Source organism: Gordonia sp. WA4-43, assembly GCF_020520305.1.
Lineage (GTDB): Bacteria > Actinomycetota > Actinomycetes > Mycobacteriales > Mycobacteriaceae > Gordonia > Gordonia hongkongensis.
The window spans coordinates 4,524,515-4,542,125 of record NZ_CP084736.1; the positions used below are offsets into that span (position 1 = coordinate 4,524,515).

The 17,611-nt window shown below is 69.0% G+C and carries 15 protein-coding genes and 1 pseudogene; 4 read left to right on the top strand and 12 right to left on the bottom strand.

The window, feature by feature from the left end; translation table 11 throughout:
* Positions 1-192: 192 nt before the first annotated feature.
* The 4 genes and pseudogenes from LEL84_RS20465 to LEL84_RS20480 all read right to left on the bottom strand — a co-directional run bounded on the left by LEL84_RS20465 (position 193) and on the right by LEL84_RS20480 (position 4,948).
* Complete coding sequence (locus LEL84_RS20465; RefSeq protein ID WP_205334027.1) at positions 193-1,707, bottom strand: acyl-CoA synthetase; 1,515 nt, start codon at positions 1,705-1,707, stop codon at positions 193-195.
* A gap of 31 nt (positions 1,708-1,738) precedes the next feature.
* A complete protein-coding gene (locus LEL84_RS20470) occupies positions 1,739-2,575 on the bottom strand; it encodes an SDR family oxidoreductase (protein ID WP_226512632.1) in 837 nt (278 codons plus the stop codon).
* A gap of 65 nt (positions 2,576-2,640) precedes the next feature.
* Positions 2,641-3,438, bottom strand: coding sequence for a maleylpyruvate isomerase N-terminal domain-containing protein (locus LEL84_RS20475; RefSeq protein ID WP_226512633.1), 798 nt, complete (start codon positions 3,436-3,438; stop codon positions 2,641-2,643).
* 56 nt (positions 3,439-3,494) lie between these two features.
* Positions 3,495-4,948: pseudogene (locus tag LEL84_RS20480) on the bottom strand (aldehyde dehydrogenase).
* A gap of 116 nt (positions 4,949-5,064) precedes the next feature.
* Between LEL84_RS20480 and LEL84_RS20485 the strand changes: the two are divergent.
* Positions 5,065-6,087, top strand: coding sequence for an AraC family transcriptional regulator (locus LEL84_RS20485; protein ID WP_226512634.1), 1,023 nt, complete (start codon positions 5,065-5,067; stop codon positions 6,085-6,087).
* Here LEL84_RS20485 and glsA read toward each other — a convergent pair.
* The 7 genes from glsA to LEL84_RS20520 form a co-directional block, all read right to left on the bottom strand.
* On the bottom strand, positions 6,084-7,349 hold the full coding sequence (glsA, locus tag LEL84_RS20490; protein ID WP_226512635.1) for a glutaminase A: 1,266 nt from the start codon (positions 7,347-7,349) through the stop codon (positions 6,084-6,086). The genes LEL84_RS20485 and glsA overlap by 4 nt on opposite strands.
* A 22-nt stretch (positions 7,350-7,371) precedes the next feature.
* Complete coding sequence (locus LEL84_RS20495) at positions 7,372-7,743, bottom strand: glyoxalase superfamily protein (protein ID WP_058253291.1); 372 nt, start codon at positions 7,741-7,743, stop codon at positions 7,372-7,374.
* Positions 7,744-7,955: 212 nt separating this feature from the next.
* On the bottom strand, positions 7,956-8,771 hold the full coding sequence (locus LEL84_RS20500; protein WP_396266600.1) for an endonuclease domain-containing protein: 816 nt from the start codon (positions 8,769-8,771) through the stop codon (positions 7,956-7,958).
* 381 nt (positions 8,772-9,152) lie between these two features.
* A complete protein-coding gene (locus LEL84_RS20505; protein WP_226512637.1) occupies positions 9,153-10,034 on the bottom strand; it encodes a helix-turn-helix domain-containing protein in 882 nt (293 codons plus the stop codon).
* Between the two features lie 59 nt (positions 10,035-10,093).
* Entirely contained in the window at positions 10,094-10,420 is a 327-nt protein-coding gene (locus LEL84_RS20510) for a hypothetical protein (protein ID WP_058251199.1), read from the bottom strand.
* A gap of 137 nt (positions 10,421-10,557) precedes the next feature.
* Complete coding sequence (locus LEL84_RS20515; protein WP_068970782.1) at positions 10,558-11,097, bottom strand: RNA polymerase sigma factor; 540 nt, start codon at positions 11,095-11,097, stop codon at positions 10,558-10,560.
* A gap of 63 nt (positions 11,098-11,160) precedes the next feature.
* A complete protein-coding gene (locus tag LEL84_RS20520; protein ID WP_226512638.1) occupies positions 11,161-11,520 on the bottom strand; it encodes a hypothetical protein in 360 nt (119 codons plus the stop codon).
* Positions 11,521-11,679: 159 nt separating this feature from the next.
* Here LEL84_RS20520 and LEL84_RS20525 point away from each other — a divergent pair, with 159 nt between their 5' ends.
* The 3 genes from LEL84_RS20525 to LEL84_RS20535 all read left to right on the top strand — a co-directional run bounded on the left by LEL84_RS20525 (position 11,680) and on the right by LEL84_RS20535 (position 16,815).
* On the top strand, positions 11,680-13,062 hold the full coding sequence (locus LEL84_RS20525) for a dynamin family protein (RefSeq protein ID WP_226512639.1): 1,383 nt from the start codon (positions 11,680-11,682) through the stop codon (positions 13,060-13,062).
* Positions 13,063-13,131: 69 nt separating this feature from the next.
* On the top strand, positions 13,132-14,985 hold the full coding sequence (locus tag LEL84_RS20530) for a dynamin family protein (protein WP_226514372.1): 1,854 nt from the start codon (positions 13,132-13,134) through the stop codon (positions 14,983-14,985).
* 45 nt (positions 14,986-15,030) lie between these two features.
* Complete coding sequence (locus LEL84_RS20535) at positions 15,031-16,815, top strand: Hsp70 family protein (RefSeq protein ID WP_226512640.1); 1,785 nt, start codon at positions 15,031-15,033, stop codon at positions 16,813-16,815.
* A 27-nt stretch (positions 16,816-16,842) separates the two neighbouring features.
* On the opposite strand, the gene LEL84_RS20540 is transcribed toward LEL84_RS20535, so the two are convergent.
* Positions 16,843-17,511 (bottom strand): hypothetical protein, encoded by a 669-nt coding sequence (locus LEL84_RS20540; RefSeq protein WP_226512641.1) that lies wholly within the window; start codon positions 17,509-17,511, stop codon positions 16,843-16,845.
* Positions 17,512-17,611: the final 100 nt, after the last annotated feature.

Consider the following 17,611-nt stretch of genomic DNA (forward strand, 5'->3'; position numbering starts at 1 on the left):
GCATAACCCATGCTCCCTGAGGTGCGAGGAGCGCAAGCCGCCGGGCCGAGCAGGCGACGAAGGAGCGCGTCGAGGTCGACGAGCCACGAAGGGCCTGGTGAGGGACCTTGCGAGCCCCTTCGTGGCTCGCTTTGCTCGCACCTCAGGGAGCATGAATGTCGGACGCCCGCGTCCGCTCCCTGCCTCGAAGGGTCACAGCTTGCGCTTGACCAACTTCCCGGTCGGCGTGCGCGGCAGGGTGTCTCGGAAGATGACCTCACGGGGCAGCTTGAACTTCGCGATCCGCGGTCGGAGGTGATCCAACAATGCATCGGCGAGCTCGTCGCCGGCGTCCTGCCCCGAGACCGGTTGCACGACCGCCGTCACCCGCTCGCCGAGATCGGGGTCGGGTACGCCGATGACCGCGGCGTCGAGCACCGACGGGTGGGCGAGGAGTGCATCCTCGATCTCCCGCGGGTAGATGTTCACCCCGCCGGAGATGATCAGGAACGAGTCGCGGTCGGTGAGGAACAGGTGGCCCTCGTCGTCGACGTAACCGACATCGCCGGTGGTCGTCCATGTCGGATGCTCGGGATGCTGTGCGCCACTGGTCTTCTCGGGGTCATTGTGGTACTCGAACGGCAGCCGGTCGCGCTCGAAGTAGATCGTGCCGATCGTTCCCGGCGGCACCTCGGTGCCCTCGGGATCGCAGACCCGGATCGTGCCGAGGACGGCGCGCCCCACCGTGCCCGGGTACTCCAGCCACTCCGGGGTGTCGACGATGGTGAGACCGTTGAGCTCGGTGGACGAGTAGTACTCGGACAGGATCGGACCCCACCAGTTGATCATGGCCCGTTTGACGTCGACGGGACACGGCGCGGCGGCGTGCACCGCGACCTTCAGGCTCGACGTGTCGTACCGGGCCCGCACCTCCTCGGGAAGTCGGAGCATGCGCACGAACATCGTCGGCACCCACTGGCTATAGGTGACGCGGTGTTCCTCGATGAGGGCCAGCGCCCGTTCCGCGTCGAACCGCTCCATCACCACCACCGTGCCGCCAAGCGCCTGCACCGAGGCGCAGGTGCGAAGCGGCGCAGCGTGATACAGCGGTGCCGGCGACAGGTAGACGGTGTCGGGACCGACGCCCCACACGGACTGGTTCATCGCGATCATGGTGTCGCCGGGCTCGTCGACCTGCCGGTTCGGCAGTTCGGGTTTGATGCCCTTCGGTCGTCCGGTGGTGCCGGACGAGTAGAGCATGTCCGCGCCTCGCGGCTGGTCGGCGAGCGGTTCGGTCGACTGCGTCGCCGCGGCGGCGTCGAGGTCCTCGTGACCCTCGATCCGGCCGGAGTAGGCGAAACGTGTCTCGACGCCGGGGGTGAGCGGGACCAGCTCGGCGCCGAGGTCGGCGAGAGCGGCGTCGACGATGAGAGCCTTCGCGCCGCAGTCGGTCACGATGTAGGCGCTCTCGGCGGCGGTGAGGTGCCAGTTCACCATGCTCAGGTAGAGGCCCGACCGCATTGCCGCCCAATAGATGTCGAAGATCCGCGCGGTGTTGGTGGCGAGCACCGCGAGGTGGTCGCCGGGCCGCAGGCCGCGGTCGGCCAGGGCTCGGGCGACCTGGATCGACCGGGTCTCCGACTGGGTGAAGGTGACCGTTTCACCAGAGTCGGCCATGAGGACCGCGGGATCGTTGGGTCGGGTGGAGAGGTGGGCTCCGGGGTACATCAGAAAGCTCCTAGCGGGTCGAACCGGTCGATCAGTACAGGTAGTCCTCGCCGCTGGCACGCACGGTCACGTCGGAAAGGCTGATGCCCCACGGCTGGTCGATGACGTGGACGACGGCGTCGGCGAGATCCTCGGGCTTGATCAGCCAGTACTTGATGGAGTCGACGTCGGTGAGTTCGGCGGGCAGGTCGTCGTTCATGAGGGCCGTGACGTGCTCGCCGTAGGAGGCGCCGCGCTGGCCGACGAGGCCCATGATCGCGGTGTCGTTGACGATCCAGCTGGCGAGGTTGGTGCCGGTGATGCCGGTCGGCTTGACGGTGGTGACCTTGATCTTGCCCTTGGCCTCGATGCGCAATGAGTCCGAGATGGTGGTGACCGCGGCCTTGGTCGCGCTGTACACGCCCGAACCCTCGATGCCGGCATTGCCGTAGATCGACGAGATGTTGACGACCTGGCCGCGACCCTGCGCGATCATCTGGTCGTAGACCGCGGAGATGCCGTTGACGACGCCCTTGATGTTGATGTCGATGGCGGCGTGCCACTTCTGCCAGGCGCGGGCGTGGTCGGCGAAGTAGGCGAGCGGCATGACACCGGCGTTGTTGACGAGGACGTCGATGGCGCCGAACTGCTCCACGGTGGCCTTCGCCGCCGCGGCGACCTGCTCCATGTCGGTGACGTCGGCGACCTGGGCGAGCGCCGAACCACCGGCCGCGCGGATGCCCTCGACGACGGCGTTGACGTTGTCGGCGTTGACGTCGACTCCGACGACGTGCGCGCCGGCGGCCGCGGTCTTCTCCGCGATCAGCTTGCCGAAGCCGCTACCGGCGCCGGTGATGACGATGACCTTGTCCTTCAGGTACTCGGACATGGGGGTACTCCGTTTCTGTTCTGGGTGAGACGAATTGACGTGGATGCGTCTGGCGATGAGTGAGTTCAGACGATGTCGACGGCGTCGAGGACGCCTGCGACGCGCTGCCGGTCGCCGCTGACGGTGACCGCCGACCGCCAGGCGCTGCGGGTGGTGCCCCAGCGCAGGAAGTCGGTGGCCGAGGAGGTGGCGACATCGGCCGGCAGGTCGGCGGTCTCGCGCACGGTGACGATCGCGCCCGCGGTGTCGCGGTCGATGACGAACGAGCGGTCCGTCGCGCCGGTGAGCCGCAGGCCGATCGGGCTCTCGAGTGTGGGATACAGTGCCGCACCGTTCATCTGGGGCAGGCCGGCGATCATCCAGTCGATGGCGGGATCGATGGCCGCGCTCACTGACACCTCGGCGGCGTCCAGCGGTCCGAACGGCTGCATCAGGTCGCTGGTGAGATGCACGAGGTGGTCGAAGGCGACGGCGTCGCTGAGCTGGCGCAGCCGGTAGGTGCCCAGGTCGAGCATGTCCAGCGGCTGGTCACGAAGGTCCTCGCCCTGCAATGCGGCCAGGGTCGCGAGGCCGGCCTCGGACTGCGCGCGGTAATACTCGACAGCCTGTTCCGACGACCAGTCGGCCCGCTCGCGTACCGCGGCGTCGTTGAGTCGCTCGGACTTTCCGCTCGGATTGTCGGGGAAGACCAGGTCGGGGTCGGCGATGAAGTTGAAGAAGAAGCCCATGTGGGTGACGACGTCGTGGACGCGCCAGCCGTGGCAGGCGCTGTCGGCCGCCCAGTGGGCGGGCGTGAGCCGGTCGAGCAGGGCGAGGGTGTCGTTCACCAGTGCCTTGGCAGCAGTGACTCCAGCATCGGACATGGCCGATCGCCTCCTTGGAATATGTTGTGTACGAGTGTGAATGGACGAGACGGGTGTCAGGCGGGCAGGAAGATCGACTTGAGGTTCTGGTAGGCGGCCAGGCCCTCGGGGCCGAGCTCGCGGCCGATGCCGCTGGCCTTGACGCCACCGAAGGGCGAACCCCAGTCGAGGTTGAAGTAGTTGACGCCGAACGAGCCGGTCTCGACGCGACGGGCGACGTCGACGCCGCGATCGGGGTCGGAGGTCCACACCGTTCCGCCGAGCCCGTACGACGAATCGTTGGCGAGCGCGATGGCGTCGTCGACGTCGTCGTAGCGCAGCACGGTGAGGACGGGACCGAAGACCTCTTCGCGGGCGATGGTGGCCGAGTTGTCGATGCCGGTGAAAACGGTTGGTTCGACGAAGAACCCGCGGTCGACCCCCGACGGCGTCCCGCCACCGGTGGTGACCGTGCCACCCTCGGTGCGGCCGCGTTCGATCAGCGACAGCACCCGATCCCGGTGCCGGCCGCTGGCGAGCGGACCGACCGCGACGTTCTCGTCCATCGGGTCGCCGACCGGCAGCGACGCGCACATCGCGCTGATCGCATCGAGGTACTCGTCATAACGGCTGCCTGGCACCAGGATTCGGGTGGACATGTAGCAGGTCTGGCCGGTGTTGAGCAGCGAGGCGGTGGCGAGTCCGCCGACGGTCTGCTCGAGATCGGCGTCGTCGAGCACCAGCGCTGCGGACTTGCCGCCGAGTTCGAGGGTCACCGGACGGATGAGTTCGCCACAGACGCGGCCGATCTCGCGGCCGGCCGGGGTCGAGCCGGTGAACGCGACCTTGTCGACGTGCGGGTGCGACACCAGGTGACGGCCGATCTCGCTGCCGCCGTTGACGATGTTGAGGACACCGGCGGGCAGGTCGGCGGCGATGGCCGCCTCGGCGAGGACGTAGGCGTCGAGGCTCGTCTCGGGGGATGGCTTGAGAACCACGGTGCAGCCGGCGGCCAGCGCGGGCGCGATCTTGAACATCGAGAGGATCGCGGGGAAGTTCCACGGTGCGATGGCTCCGACGACGCCGATGGCCTCGCGGCGCACGATTGTCGAGCCGGGCAACGGCTGGCTGGTACGCGTCTCCCCACCGGGGTGGCCTCGACGAGGTCGGCGTAATAGCGCAGCAGCTGGACCGGCGCGGCGCCCTCGGCGAACCGCGCCAGCGCGATCGGCATGCCGTTCTCGGACGTCACCGCCGACGCGCGGTCCTCGGCGCGTTTGTCGAGCTCGTCGGCGAACCGGCGCAGGTGTGCGGCACGGTCGGCAGGGGACTCCTCGCGCCAGCCCGACGACCGGAACGCGGTGCGGGCGGCCTCGACGGCCGCGTCGACGTCGGCGGTGGTGGCTTCGGGTACCGAGCCGAACTGCTCCTCGGTGAGCGGGGAGATGACCGGGATCGTCGCCGAACCGGCCGGCGCGCGCCAGCCGCCGTCGATGAAGAAACTCTTGCGGATGGTGTCGATGGTGGTCATGGGTACTCCTCGCTGAGTGTGTCGGCCGTCGAACGGTCGGCGGCGTGTGTCCATGATCACTCCCACCCAGGTCGGATTTCTTGACATCTCATGACGACTTCTTGACAGTTGATGCCATGGCCGACCTGATCTGCGCATCCTCGCTCAGTCAGTTACCCGAGCTGATTGCCGAACACGATGGAGATGCCCGCGCGATCCTCGGCCGCGTCGGCATCGACCCGGCCGTCGTCGGCGCGTACGACCGGTTCGTCCCGTTCACCGCTCTGTCGACGGTCATCGGTTTGTGCGCGGCCGAGTTCGACGTCCCCGACTTCGGGCTGCGCCTCGCCGCCCGGCAGGACCCCGACATCCTCGGCCCGGTCGCGATCGCGGCCCGCAACGCCGAGACCGTCGGCGACTCGTTTCGACAGGTCTCGGCCTTCGCGCACGTGTACAGCCCGGCCATCACCGCCCAGATGCACTACGGCGAGCGGGAGGTCGCCTACGAGTTAGATACCGTGCTGCAGCGTGTGCCGTACCGGCCGCACGTCGTCGAACTCGCGATGGGCGTCACCCGGTCGACGTTCGCGATGACGCTGGGCCACGGCTTCCGCGCGAACCGGATCACCTTGGCGCACCCGCCGATGTCCGAGCCGCGCGTCTACACCTACTATTTCGGTTGCCCGGTCGAGTTCGAGGCGCCGGCCAACCTGGTGGTCTTTCCCCGCGGGGTGATGCAACAGACGTTGCGGCGGGTCGACCCCCTGGCCTACGACGTGGCCATCCGGTTCATGACCGGACACGATCGCGAGAGGGCCTTCGGCGAGGCGGTCTCGGCGCTGATCGTGCGCGCCCTGCCGGCGGGGGCGGCCACGCTGGAGGCGGTGTCGAAGCTGCTGATGATGCACCCGCGTGCGGTGCAGCGGGGTCTGGCCGACGAGGGCGCGACGTTCGAGCAACTCGTCGACGACGCGCGCCGCGACCTCGCCGTCTCACTGCTGTCGAATCGGGGTGTCCCGCTGGCGGCGGTGGCGCGGCAGATCGGATACTCCGAGCAGAGCACGCTGACCCGCAGTTGCCGACGCTGGTTCGGCGTGCCGCCGCTGGCGAAGCGCCGCGAGCTGACTGCCCCGGGCCAGGACTCGTCCCGAGATCTCTAGGAGTCTCCGACGGTCGGGGTGTCGTCGCTGTCCGGGGTGTCGTCGCCATCAGAGAAGTCGTCGTCAGCCGAAGCGTCGTCGAAAATGTCATCGGGGTCTTCTATGCGGACGTCGTAGTCGTCTCCGAGGCGGCGGGCCACCTCGCCGATCAGTCGTCGGGCGGCGTCGTCCATCACGCGGACATGGGTCAGATCGAGGACGACGGCGTCGGTGCCGAACCCCTCGCACGCACGGTTGGCGAGGATTTCCGCACCCGCGAAGCGCACGTCGCCCTGCAGCTCGACGACTGTAGTGCCGTCGTGTTCGGTCACCGATCGCAGCGCGGGCCGACCGGTGGGGGCCACGTGCATCATGTGCAGTTCCATGTCGCGCGACAGCCGTTCGAAAACGGCGACGCCGCGTACGCTGTTGCCCTGTCTGTCGAGCTGCGGCGACCACACCGCGAGCCCTACCTGGCCGGGCAATACGCCCAGGATCGCGCCGCTGACACCGCTTTTCGCGGGGATTCCGACCGTCGCCATCCAGCTGCCGCTGCCGTCGTACATGCCGCACGTGGCCATGACCGACAGGACGTGCCGGGTGATCCAGCCTTCCAGGAGGCGCTCGTCGTCGCCGGTCGACAGTCCGCCGTTGGCGAGTACCGACCCCATGACGGCGAGGTCGCGGCAGGAGACCCGGATCGAACACTGGGCTGCGTACCCGTCGACGACCTCGTCGGGTTCGCAGTCGAGCTTGCCCGCCGAGCGCAGCAGGTAGGCCAGCGCGGTGTTGTGGTCGTCGGAGGCGAGTTCGGCGCGGTGGACCTCCTTGTCGACCGAGACCTCGCGTCCGGCGAGAGTGCTGACGAGGTCGATGACGCGGTCGACGCGTTCGTTGGGATCCGCGCCGTTGATCATCCCGTGCACGGCGACGGCGCCCGCGTTGATCAGCGCGTTGCGCGGCCGGCCGGTCTCGGCCTCGAGCGAGATCTCGTTGAAGGCGTCGCCGGACGGTTCGGTGTCGACGCGTTCGAGTACGGCGTCGAGCCCGCGGTCGCGCAGGGCGAGCGCGTAGGCCGGTACCTTGCCGATGGACTGGATGGAGAATTCGTGGTCGGCGTCGCCGGCGGTGTACACGGTGCCGTCGATGGTGGCCAACGCGATACCGAACGACGACGGATCCGCCTGCTCGAGTTCACGATTGCCGGTCGCGACCTCACCGCCGTCGTCGTCGCGGCATTCGTGGAGTACGCGTTCGAGGTAGTCGTCGATGGGGGAGCGCATATCCCACGGTAGCCACCTGGGCTCAGTTCTGGCGGTACGGCATGTACTGCACCGACCAGTGGTTGCCGTCCGGATCGTCGAAGTACACGAAGTGGCCCCACGCCTGTTCGTCGATCTCGCCGGGGTCGACGCCGGCCGCGAGCAGCTGCTCGCGGGCCTCGTTGATGTCGGTGACGACGACCTGCAGACCCTTCACCGATCCCGGTTCCGCGTCGCTCAGTCCCTTGCCGAAGGCGATGGAACACGCCGACCCGGGCGGGGTCATCTGGACGAACCGGATCTCGTCGGACACGACGTGATCGTGGTCGACGTTGAATCCGATCTTGGAGTAGAAGTCTCGCGCCCGGTCGACGTCGCTGACCGGCAGGATGACGAGTTCGAGTGTCCAGTTCACGGTTCCTCCTGGGGTTGTGGTGTGACAACAGCTTCTCAGGGCATGCGGACAGTTACGGTCCTTATTCGGAGACGTTCGCCCGCATCCGAAAGAACCTCAGAACCGCTGCTGTGTGGGGTGCAAGCGATGCCCTCCCTCTGCTCCCTAATCCGAAAGAACGCCCTGCCCCCTGCTCCCTGAGCTGAGGAGCGCCCGGAGCTGGCGGAGGGCCGTCACGAAGGGTCGCCCCGTCGGCGGATGCGGTGCCGGTCGGGGCGTGTCAGCGCGCGGATCTCCTCGAGGACCTCCTCCCAGTCGTACAGCACGTCGTCGTAGGTGAGGCGCATCGTCATCCAGCGGTCGAGCATGGTCATCCGGTCCCGCCGACGGTCGTTGCGGAATGCGGCTCGGTCGGAGTGGTACGACTCGCCGTCGCACTCGATGAGCAACGAACCCGTGCGGAGATCAGCGTGTTCGCGGTCGCCGATCGACGGTTGCACCTCCACGTCGAATCCCGCGGCGATGAGCCGGAGCCGGACGAGCGACTCGGTGCCGGATTGCGAACGGGCATCACATCGGTCGAACATCGCCGAGACCGCACGGGTTACACGACCCATCTCGGCCTGGAGGTCCGGGATGGTCAAGTCGGTGGCGTTGAGGACCGAGTCGACCACCGCTATCCACTCCTCGGCCGGAAGGCACCGTGCGGCGCAGCCGACCGCCACGGCGATCGGGTCGACGGCCGTCGTCACGGGGAGCGGGCGGCCGAAGCCCTGGCACCACCGGAACGGGCCGCTGGCCTTCGTGGCGGACTTCGCGTGTTTGCTGAGACGAACGTGGGTCTCGTTGTGGCCCGGCGGTATCCAAAGATCCGGCAGGCCGCGCCGCTGATGGAACCGCAGCGCGCTGATGCAGGACAGCGCACCTCCGGCCGTCACCGCGGACACGACGTGGGGGTCCGCCGCGGACGTCCGCACCCAGCCGTATCGGAGCGACGTCAGGGTCTCGGCCTTGCGCGCCTGCGCAATGGCATCGGGCGCCCAGCCCATCGCGGTCAGTTCTCTCAGCGAGTACACGCCACAATCCGAAGTCACACCTGCTTTGACGCACGGAACCGGTCGGTGGTTTCGTCAGATCGGGCCGGGTGTGGAAAGTGTTGTCCCCGTGAGAGTCGTGGGAGGGCAATATGCCCTTCGAGGTCGCTCATGGGGACGAGACTTTGACTCACCCCGCAGAGAACCGGACCGTGGTGCGGATATGGGTGGCTCCGGGGTGGTCACAGGCGGTAGTCGTGCCGGCTTTGGGCGTGGCCAGGCGCGACGGGCCGGTTCCTAGGCTTCGTCGGGCCGGGTGTGGAAAGTGTCGTCCCCGTGAGTGTCGTGGGAGGGCAATGTGCCCTTCGAGGTCGCTCATGGGGACGAGACTTCGGCTCACCCCGCCGAGAACCGGATGGCGGCGCGCACCTGGGCCGCGATCGCCCGTCCGGCGCCGAGCGGCCACCGGTGCATGACGTAGTCGGCGGCCGCGTCGACGGAGAGTTGACGGGTGGAGTTTCCCGCGCGCACCCAGAACTCGGGCGGGGCGTTCTTCCCGGCCCGCAGATAGACCGGCCGCGGGGACGGTGAGCACGTCACCCGGCAGACCGGGACGTCCCCCGACCCGTCGGGCCGCGCGACCGATTCGACGGTGATGCCGACGGCCGCCGCGGTGTTCTGGCCGAGAGTGGTGGTCAGCAGATCGCGCAGCCACAGTTCGAAACGGTCGGCGTCGGGCACCTTCAGTGTGGCGAAGTCGGGTTCGAGACCGAGCGGTGTGCCGTCGTCGGCGACACCGATGAGCAGGGTGCCGCCGTCGGAATTGAGAAACGCCGACACCGTCTTGACGATCACCTGCTCCATCCGCGGGTCTTTCTCGCCGCTGCGCAGGTTGACCCGGGCGGTCGACTTGAACTCGAGCCGATCGGATTCGCCGTCGGAGAGCAGTTGCGCGACAGGGGCATTGGATTGCCGTTGCAGCCGCGCCGCGAGCAGGCCGTACGCGCCGACCGCGACGACCGAACTGATCAGCCCCAACACGATCGTCGTCACGCTCCACACCCGGAGGTGTTTGTCGACGAGGCCGGCGATGTAGAGGCCGAGCGCGGTGCCGAGGATCGACAGCACCATCGCCGTCGTCGCGTCGAGGCGGGCGCGTCGGCGCAGCAACCACCTGGCGACGACGCCGAACACCCACGCGACCACCAGCACCAGTACCAGCGCGGTCGCCGTCGCCCAGACCGGTACCGCGAACTCGATTCCGCCGATCGTTCCCACACAGCTTTATAGCCCGGAGCCTCGCTCAGCGCGGCTCCGGGCTATGGAAACGTCAGACGTCAGACGGCGTCGCCGCCGTCGATGCTGCCGAAGTCGCCGACCTCGACGTTGCCTTCGTCGTCGACGGCGGTGTCGAAGGTGCCGTCGCCGTCGGTGTCGGCGACGGCGATGTCGGTGAGGCCGTCGGCGTCGGTGTCGGCTTCGATGATGTCGATCTCGCCGTCGGCATTGGTGTCGTAGGCGATGGAGTCGGCCTGGCCGTCGCCGTCGGTGTCGAGGATGGCGTCGGTGGTGCCGTCACCGTCGACATCGGTGAGTGCGGCGTCGACGGCTCCGTCGCCATCGGTGTCGACGAGAACGGCGTCGGCGGGGATCTCGGTGCTCATGGTGGGTCCTTTCGGGGTTCGGCGCGGTGGTGCCGGGGGGTTGTGAAGTGCTTCTGGTTACTTGGAGGTGAGTCTGCCCCGGTTTGTTCCCCACGGCCTCGAAGTCGCGTCGGGATCATTCGCGGGGAGTACCCCCGTCAGCGCAGATCGGCGAGCAACTCCGACAGGAGGGACCGCGCGCGGGAGATGCGACTGCGCACGGTCTGCAGGCCGATGCCCTGGGCCTCGGCGATCTCGGAGTAGCTGAGCTCGCCGTAGACGCGCAGCACGAAGGTCGCCCGGTAGGCGTCGGGGACCTGCGCCAACGCCTCGGCGATCCGGTCGGACACGACGACCTGCGCCGCGACGTCCAGATGGCTCATCGGGTCGTGGTCGGCGATGTCGTCGGCGTCGGTGCGTTTGCGGATCCGGGCGAGCGCCGCGTTGGACCCGATGCGGTATAGCCAGGTCGACAGTTGCGCGTCACCACGGAAGTTGCCGATCGCCCGCCATGCGGCGACGAGCGCGTCCTGCATGGCGTCCTCGGCGTCGTGCTGATTGCCGGTGATGCGTAAACAGATGGCCCACAGCCGGTCTCGATGTTGTTCGACGAGCGTGGTGAAGGCCGCCTGATCGCCGGCGCGGGCGCGTTCGAGGAGGTCCGCGCCAGAGGTGGATTCGTCGATCAACGACTGCACCCGCTCATCGTAGGGCCGTGCCCCGACCATGGCAGCACATCGCGACTTTCGGTGCCGCGCAGCTCAGAAGTCGTCATCGAACGTCCCGTCCGCCACCGGGTCGACGACGGAATCCTCGTCGTCGCCGAAGACGTCGTCGGAGCTGCCTTCGAAGTCGTCCCCGAAGTCGCCACCGATCGGATCGTCACCCGCGAGGTCGGATTCCGCGGACACCTCGCCGTCGAACTCCTCGTCCGCCGGATCCGGCCCGGGTGCGGCGGTCAGGTCGGTGTCGAGTTCGTACGACGGGTCGAACGCGGTTCCGACGGCGGTCTCCCACGCGCCCTCGGGCACGCTCAGCTCGCCGGGCGGGTCGGTGTCGCGCAGCCAGTCGTCGAAGCCGCTCTCCCCGGAGCCGCTGTCATCGTCAAGGTCGTCGGTCATGGTCGTTCGCCTCCGCAGGTATCTCTGTCATCCGGTCGACTGCCGGGCGCCGAGGAGTGATGGACAATTCTCGGCACGTACCTAGGAGTGTCGCCGAGCCCGGAATGTTCCCGCCGGATCGGAAGAAGTCTCGGGAGGTCAGATCTCGTGGAACAGCGCATGACCGTGCGTGGTCGCGTGGAGCAGTTGCTCGACGAGGTGGGCCTGCTGGCGCCGGACCCGGCGACGATTCCCGCCCTGCGGGCCCGACTCGCCGAACCGCTGACCGTCGCGCTCGTCGGACGCGTCAGCTCCGGCAAGTCGACGCTGCTCAACGCCCTCGTCGGGGACCGCGTCGCCCCGACCGACCGCGCCGAGTGCACCCGCGTCGCCGCCCTCTACACCGAGGGCAACCCGCAGCGGGTCGAGGTCATCGGACTCGACGGCACGGTCACCGAACTCCCCGGACCCATGCGCGGCGACCTCGGCCGGCCACCGGAGGACATCGACCACGCGATCGTCCACACCCCTTCCCGGTTGCTGCGCGAGCGCTTCCGCGTCATCGACACCCCCGGCCTCTCGGGTTTCACCGACACCGCCGAGATCGCGACCCGGCGGGTGTTCGGTGGCCAGAGCAGGCTGGCCCGGCCGGACGTCGTACTCTTCCTGCTCGACGACGCCGCGGGACCGAAGGCCGACGAGGTCGCCTTCCTCGCCGACGCCGGTGCGTCGGCGCAGAACACCATCCTGGTGATCTCCCAGGCCGACCTCATCGCCGCCGACAACCCGATGCTCAAGGCGCAGGAGATCGCTCGCCGGGTCTGGCGACGCTTCCCGGCGATCGCGGGCGCCGTGGTCGCGGTGTCCGGGTTGATGGCCGAGGCGGGCGTCTGCGGGGTCACCGAACGTGAGACCGCCCAGATCTCGCGCCGCGGACAGCTCGAGTCCTGGGAGCTGTTGACCATCCTCGACGGCGGGATGCCCGCGCCGCCGGGGATCGACGTCGACGAACTGGGCCGGCTCGAGCAACTTGTGGGCACCTATGCGATGGACGTCGGGGGCGAGATCGCGCGGCAGGGTGCACGGGCGTACAGCGAATGGCTGCACCGGGTTTCGGGCATCGACGAGTTGCGGCTGGCCATCGGCCGACGATTCCTGGCCGTCGGCGACATCCTCAAGGCCCGCACGGTGCTGGCCGCGCTGCGCGAGTCGGCCTACCGCAGTCCGCGACGCGACGTCTTCCTGGAGGCGATCGACGAGGCCGAGACGTCCCCGGCGCTGCACCGGCTCCGCGAGATCGCCGCGCTCGAGGCCCTCGCCCGGTGGCAGCCCGACAGCGAACTGGTCGGCGAGCTCAACGTCGTCGTCGCGAGTCGCGATGTGCGCGTGCTGTTGTCGTTGCCGCCGAATGCCGCACCACCGGTGATCGCCGACGCCGCGCGGCAGCGGGCCACCGACTGCCGGTCGCGGCGCGCCTTCGCGGCGACGTCGGCCGAACGGGAGGCGTTGCTGGTGCTCGAGCAGACCTACCAACTCGTCCGGCGCGGACTGTGGGTCAACTGACGTGATGGACGACGAGGAGCGCAGGGTGAACGAGGAGAGCAGACGGTGACTTCCAGCGAACCCGCCGCCATGTCCGGGGCTGGGGCCAAGGGACTCGAGAAGGCCCCGGCGAAGAGTGCGACGCCGACGCCGGAGGCGGTCCTGCGCTCGGCGATCGACGCATTGCGCAAGCGCGGCGAGGACGCCATCGCCGACCGCGCGACCCGCGTCCGCGACCGACCGGCGCCGCAGGGGACCGTGGTCGTCATCGGCGAGGTCAGCCGGGGCAAGAGCTCGCTGGTCAACACGCTTCTCGGGGTCGGCGACCTCGCGCCCGTCGACGCCGAGATCACCACCTCGGTGTACGTCCGGTTCACCCCTGCCTCCGACGACCTGCCCGCCGGCACCGCGCTCGTCGAGTTCCCCGGTGCCGCCCACCGCATCCCGGCGACCGAACTGTCCGACTGGGTGACCGTCGGCGGACGCCACGCGGACGGGGTGCCGGCGGAACGCCTCGCGCCCGGCACGCCCATCGATTCCGTTCTCGTGCCGCCGGTCTCGGCCCGGGTGGGGGTCGACGCCACGGTGCTGCCCGGCGTCACCGTCGTCGACACACCGGGCGTCGGGTCGCTGGTCCCCGAACACGTCGAGGCCGCGGTCAGCGCGGCTCGCGGCGCGTCGGTGCTGGTGATGGTGTGCGACGCGACCGCACCGCTCAGCGCACCCGAACTCGACTTCCTGCGCAGTGTCAGCGAAGGGGTCGCCTCGGTGGTGCTGGTGGTCACCAAGACCGACCTCGTGATGCGGCAGTGGCGGACGATCGTCGCCGAGAACCGAAAGTTGATCGGCGCCAACGCACCTCGATTCGCGCACATCCCGATCATCGGTGTGTCCAACCGCATCGCCGCCCAGGCCGCGGCGATCGGCGACCCCGACCGTCGCGAACGGGCCCTCGCGGCGTCGGGCGTTCCCGAACTCGTCGACGCCCTGACACCGCTGGTCCGCGACGGGGCCGCGTCGCCGGTGCGCAACGCGCTGCAGCTGACATTCGCCGGGCTCGACGATGTCCGCACGCGTCTGGTCCTGGAGATGAAGGCCGCCACCGCGACTCCCGCCGAACGAGCCGACATCGAAGCCGAACGCGACCGGCTCCAGCGCCTCAAGGATCGTCGTCGGGAATGGCGGGCGCGACTCACGCAGGACATCACCGCGGCGTCGCTGCAGACCGACGACCTCATGCGCGACCGCTTCGACAAACTGCTGGGCCAGTGGTCCACGCGTATCGACAAGTTGCGCTTCTACGAACCGCACCGGGCGGGCCAGGAGCTGATCGCGCAGATGACCGTCGACCTCGAGGCCGCCGCGCGCGAGGTGAGCGCCTCGTTCGTGGCCGGGATCGAGCGGATCGCCGACGCACTGTTCGCCGATGCCGCCATCTCCGACGAGCTGGTCGGGCAGATCGCCGGCAGCGCGGGCGAGCTCAAGCTCCGTGAGCAGGAGAAGATCTCGCCGTGGAAGAACATGGTCGACCCGATCCTGCTCTCCATCGTCGCCGCCGGCGGCCCGCTGGCGATCATCCCGGTGGTCAACGTGGTGGCGGTGCCGGTGTGGGCGGGCGTCGTCGTCGGGTTCCGGGCGTCGAAGGTCGGCAAGGAGAATCATCGCAAGTGGCTGACGAAGGCGGTCGCCGACATGAAGGCCGACGTCCGGTCGCAGCTGCAGTCGATCAAGGCGCAGGCCAGCGGTGACCTGCAGATCGCCTACGACGAACTGCTCGAGCGGCTCCTCGCGGAGTCGACGAAGATCCTGAACGACGCCGCTGCCGATGCCAAGAAGTCGGCGGCCGAGCGGGAGAAGATCGCGCAGGATCTCCGGAACCAGATCATCGCGGTCGACAACGTGCGCAAGTCGATCGCCCGGGTACTTCGAGCGCCCGCCGGATGAAACCCGCTGTCATGTGTAACGATCTGCACCTGAGGAGGTGGCCACGTGGCGCAGGAGAGCAGGCGGCGACTGTGTATCGACTTCGGCACCAGCAACACCGCGGCCGCGTACCGGGTCGGGTTCGGCGAGCCGGTCATCGTGCCGCTCGGCCCGGGTGGACCCGCGATGCCGTCGGCGGTGTTCGCGGCTGACACAACCGTCGTGGTGGGTCACGACGCGGTGCAGCGGAGGTTGCAGGCACCCGACGCCTTCGAGGACACCCCGAAGTCGCGTATCGACGACGGCGAGATCGAACTCGGCGACCGGTTCTGGCCGGTCGAGGATCTGATCGCCGCCGTGCTGCGGCACGTGCACCAGACCGCGTTGCGCCACAGCGGACTGCCGATGTTCGACTCGATCGTGCTGACCCATCCGGACCGCTGGAGCGAGCGACGCAAGAACGTCCTCCGGCGCGCGGCGCAGCGGGCCGGCATCCCCGCCGACGCACTGCGTGTCGCCTCCGAATCACTCGCTGCCGCTTGGTACTACGTGTACCGCGGGCACGACGTCAGTGGTGGCGAACGGATGTGTGTCTTCGACTTCGGCGCCGGCACGTGCGACGTGGCGGTCCTCGTCCGCGACGGCGCCGAGGGATTCACCGTCACCGGGTCGGGCGGCGACAATCACCTCGGCGGCCGGGACCTAGACGCCCGGATGATCCGTTGGGTGCACGACGAGGCCGCCGAACTCGACCCCGACCTCCCGAGCCGGCTCCGATCCCCGGCCGCCGCGATCGCCCTGGCCGATCGGGTGCGGACGGCGAAGGAAGCGCTGTCCGACACCGCGCAGGCCGTCATCGAACTGCCCGGCACCCGGCACACGCTGCTGCTGACACGACGCGAGTTCGAGGCGATGATCGGACCGTTCGTGGAGCGGGCCGTCGAGCTGACCCGGGACGCGATCGCGCGGGCCGACGCCGCGGGTACCGGTCCGGGCGGGCCGGTCATCGTCTATGTCACGGGCGGGACCAGCAGCATCCCGATGTTGCAGTCCGCGCTGTCGTCGGTAGGCCGGGTCGCCCGGATCGGCGACCCGAAGGTCGTCGTCGCGCAGGGTGGGCTCCTCCGCTCGACCAACGTCGTCCCGGGGACCGAGGCCAACAGCTTCGACGCCGGGCGCGAGACCGATCCGCGGCGGACCGTGGGCCCGGCGGTCGACGCGTCGGGTCGTCGAATCGCGTTCCCCGCGTTGCCCGGCGGTTCGGTGATCGCCGCCGTTTCGGTGCGCAACGGCCAGCCCGTACGGGCGGGGGAACCGCTCGCGACCGTCGATTCCCCGGCCGGACGGGTGACGATCGACGCACCGGTCGCGGGCACGGTGCACGGCCTCGACCTGCGGTCGGGCGCCGCCGTGCAACCGGGTGCGGTGTTCGCGGCCGTCGGACCGGTGGACCTGCGGCCGGACCAGTGGCCGCGGCTGCATCGGATGCCCGCCGGCACATCAGTGGTGGCGGCGCGGCCTGTGATGCAACCCGTCGTCCCGCAACCCCTCGCCCCGCAGCCCGTCGCTCCACAACCCGTCGCCCCACCTGCCCACATCTCGCAACCCGGCTCGGTGCAACCGATTCCGGAATCGGGGAAGGTGAATGCGTTCGGGCTGGCGGGACTCATCGTGGGAATTCTCGGGTTTCCGCTGTGCCTGGGTACGATCGTCGGCCTGGTACTCACGGTCGTGGGCATCACGCGTGCCGGTGGCCGTCGCGATGCCCTCACCACGACGGCGCTCGTCATCAACATCCTGGGCGCCGTGGCCTGGGTGGCGTTCGTCATCTGGGCGGTCGTCAGCGGCTGACCCGCACGCCGACGCGCAGGTCGTCGGTCAGGGATGGCTGTCGATGTCGAACTGACGCCAGGCGGCGTCCCACTCTCGTGACCGGTGCCGGTCGGCGACGAGGCGTACGAGCACGGTCGAGCCCCACCAGACGAGCACGACGAGCATCACCACCCCGGCACCGGCGATTAGGCCCTCCATCACGGCGTCCGTCGTGGTCACGGGTGGGCCCACCACCGCGCCGGTGTCGTCGAGCCAGACGGTCCGGACCCGGCCGACGGCGTCGAGCGGCTCGGCGCCGACGGACGCAGTGAGCCGGTGACCGTTCGGGTCCTGCCACGCCACGGTGGTGTGGTCGGTGGTGTTCTGGCCGCTGTTGTTCGGCACGTCGGCGTTCGGCACGTCGGCGCTCGGAACACCGACGCCCGGGACGCCGGCACTCGGTGCACCGATGCGTGGTTCCCCGATGCCCTCGACGGACGTGCGAATGATGGTGGCGCTGACTGAATGTCGGGGTCCCTGGTGCTCGATCGTCGCCTTGTGCGCCGCATAGGTGTTGCCCCCGACGGTCAGGGCGACCATGAGCCCGGCGAGTGCTGCGATCCACAACATCACGAGTGTCGCGGTTTCCAGGCGGTCGGCGCGGCGGACCAGGCCATTCGACGATGCGTGCATCACACGCCAGCAGTGGAGTTCGCGGGCGAGGAATCGCAGCATGTCCCCCTCCTGATGCCTGTCGCCCCTTACATGGTCGTTGCCGGGGGCTCGCCGGGACAGGGCCTTTGGTCCCGAAACGGGCGCAGCACCGGCGTGTTCA

Bases quoted from the DNA above. Each gene is read 5' to 3' on its own strand.
- LEL84_RS20485 (WP_226512634.1), top strand. From the start codon at position 5,065: ATGGCCGACCTGATCTGCGCATCCTCGCTCAGTCAGTTACCCGAGCTG.
- LEL84_RS20525 (WP_226512639.1), top strand. From the start codon at position 11,680: ATGACCGTGCGTGGTCGCGTGGAGCAGTTGCTCGACGAGGTGGGCCTG.
- LEL84_RS20540 (WP_226512641.1), bottom strand. From the start codon at position 17,511: ATGCTGCGATTCCTCGCCCGCGAACTCCACTGCTGGCGTGTGATGCAC.
- LEL84_RS20530 (WP_226514372.1), top strand. From the start codon at position 13,132: ATGTCCGGGGCTGGGGCCAAGGGACTCGAGAAGGCCCCGGCGAAGAGT.
- LEL84_RS20465 (WP_205334027.1), bottom strand. From the start codon at position 1,707: ATGTACCCCGGAGCCCACCTCTCCACCCGACCCAACGATCCCGCGGTC.
- glsA (WP_226512635.1), bottom strand. From the start codon at position 7,349: ATGCGCTCCCCCATCGACGACTACCTCGAACGCGTACTCCACGAATGC.
- LEL84_RS20520 (WP_226512638.1), bottom strand. From the start codon at position 11,520: ATGACCGACGACCTTGACGATGACAGCGGCTCCGGGGAGAGCGGCTTC.
- LEL84_RS20510 (WP_058251199.1), bottom strand. From the start codon at position 10,420: ATGAGCACCGAGATCCCCGCCGACGCCGTTCTCGTCGACACCGATGGC.
- LEL84_RS20470 (WP_226512632.1), bottom strand. From the start codon at position 2,575: ATGTCCGAGTACCTGAAGGACAAGGTCATCGTCATCACCGGCGCCGGT.
- LEL84_RS20500 (WP_396266600.1), bottom strand. From the start codon at position 8,771: ATGGGCTGGGCGCCCGATGCCATTGCGCAGGCGCGCAAGGCCGAGACC.
- LEL84_RS20475 (WP_226512633.1), bottom strand. From the start codon at position 3,438: ATGTCCGATGCTGGAGTCACTGCTGCCAAGGCACTGGTGAACGACACC.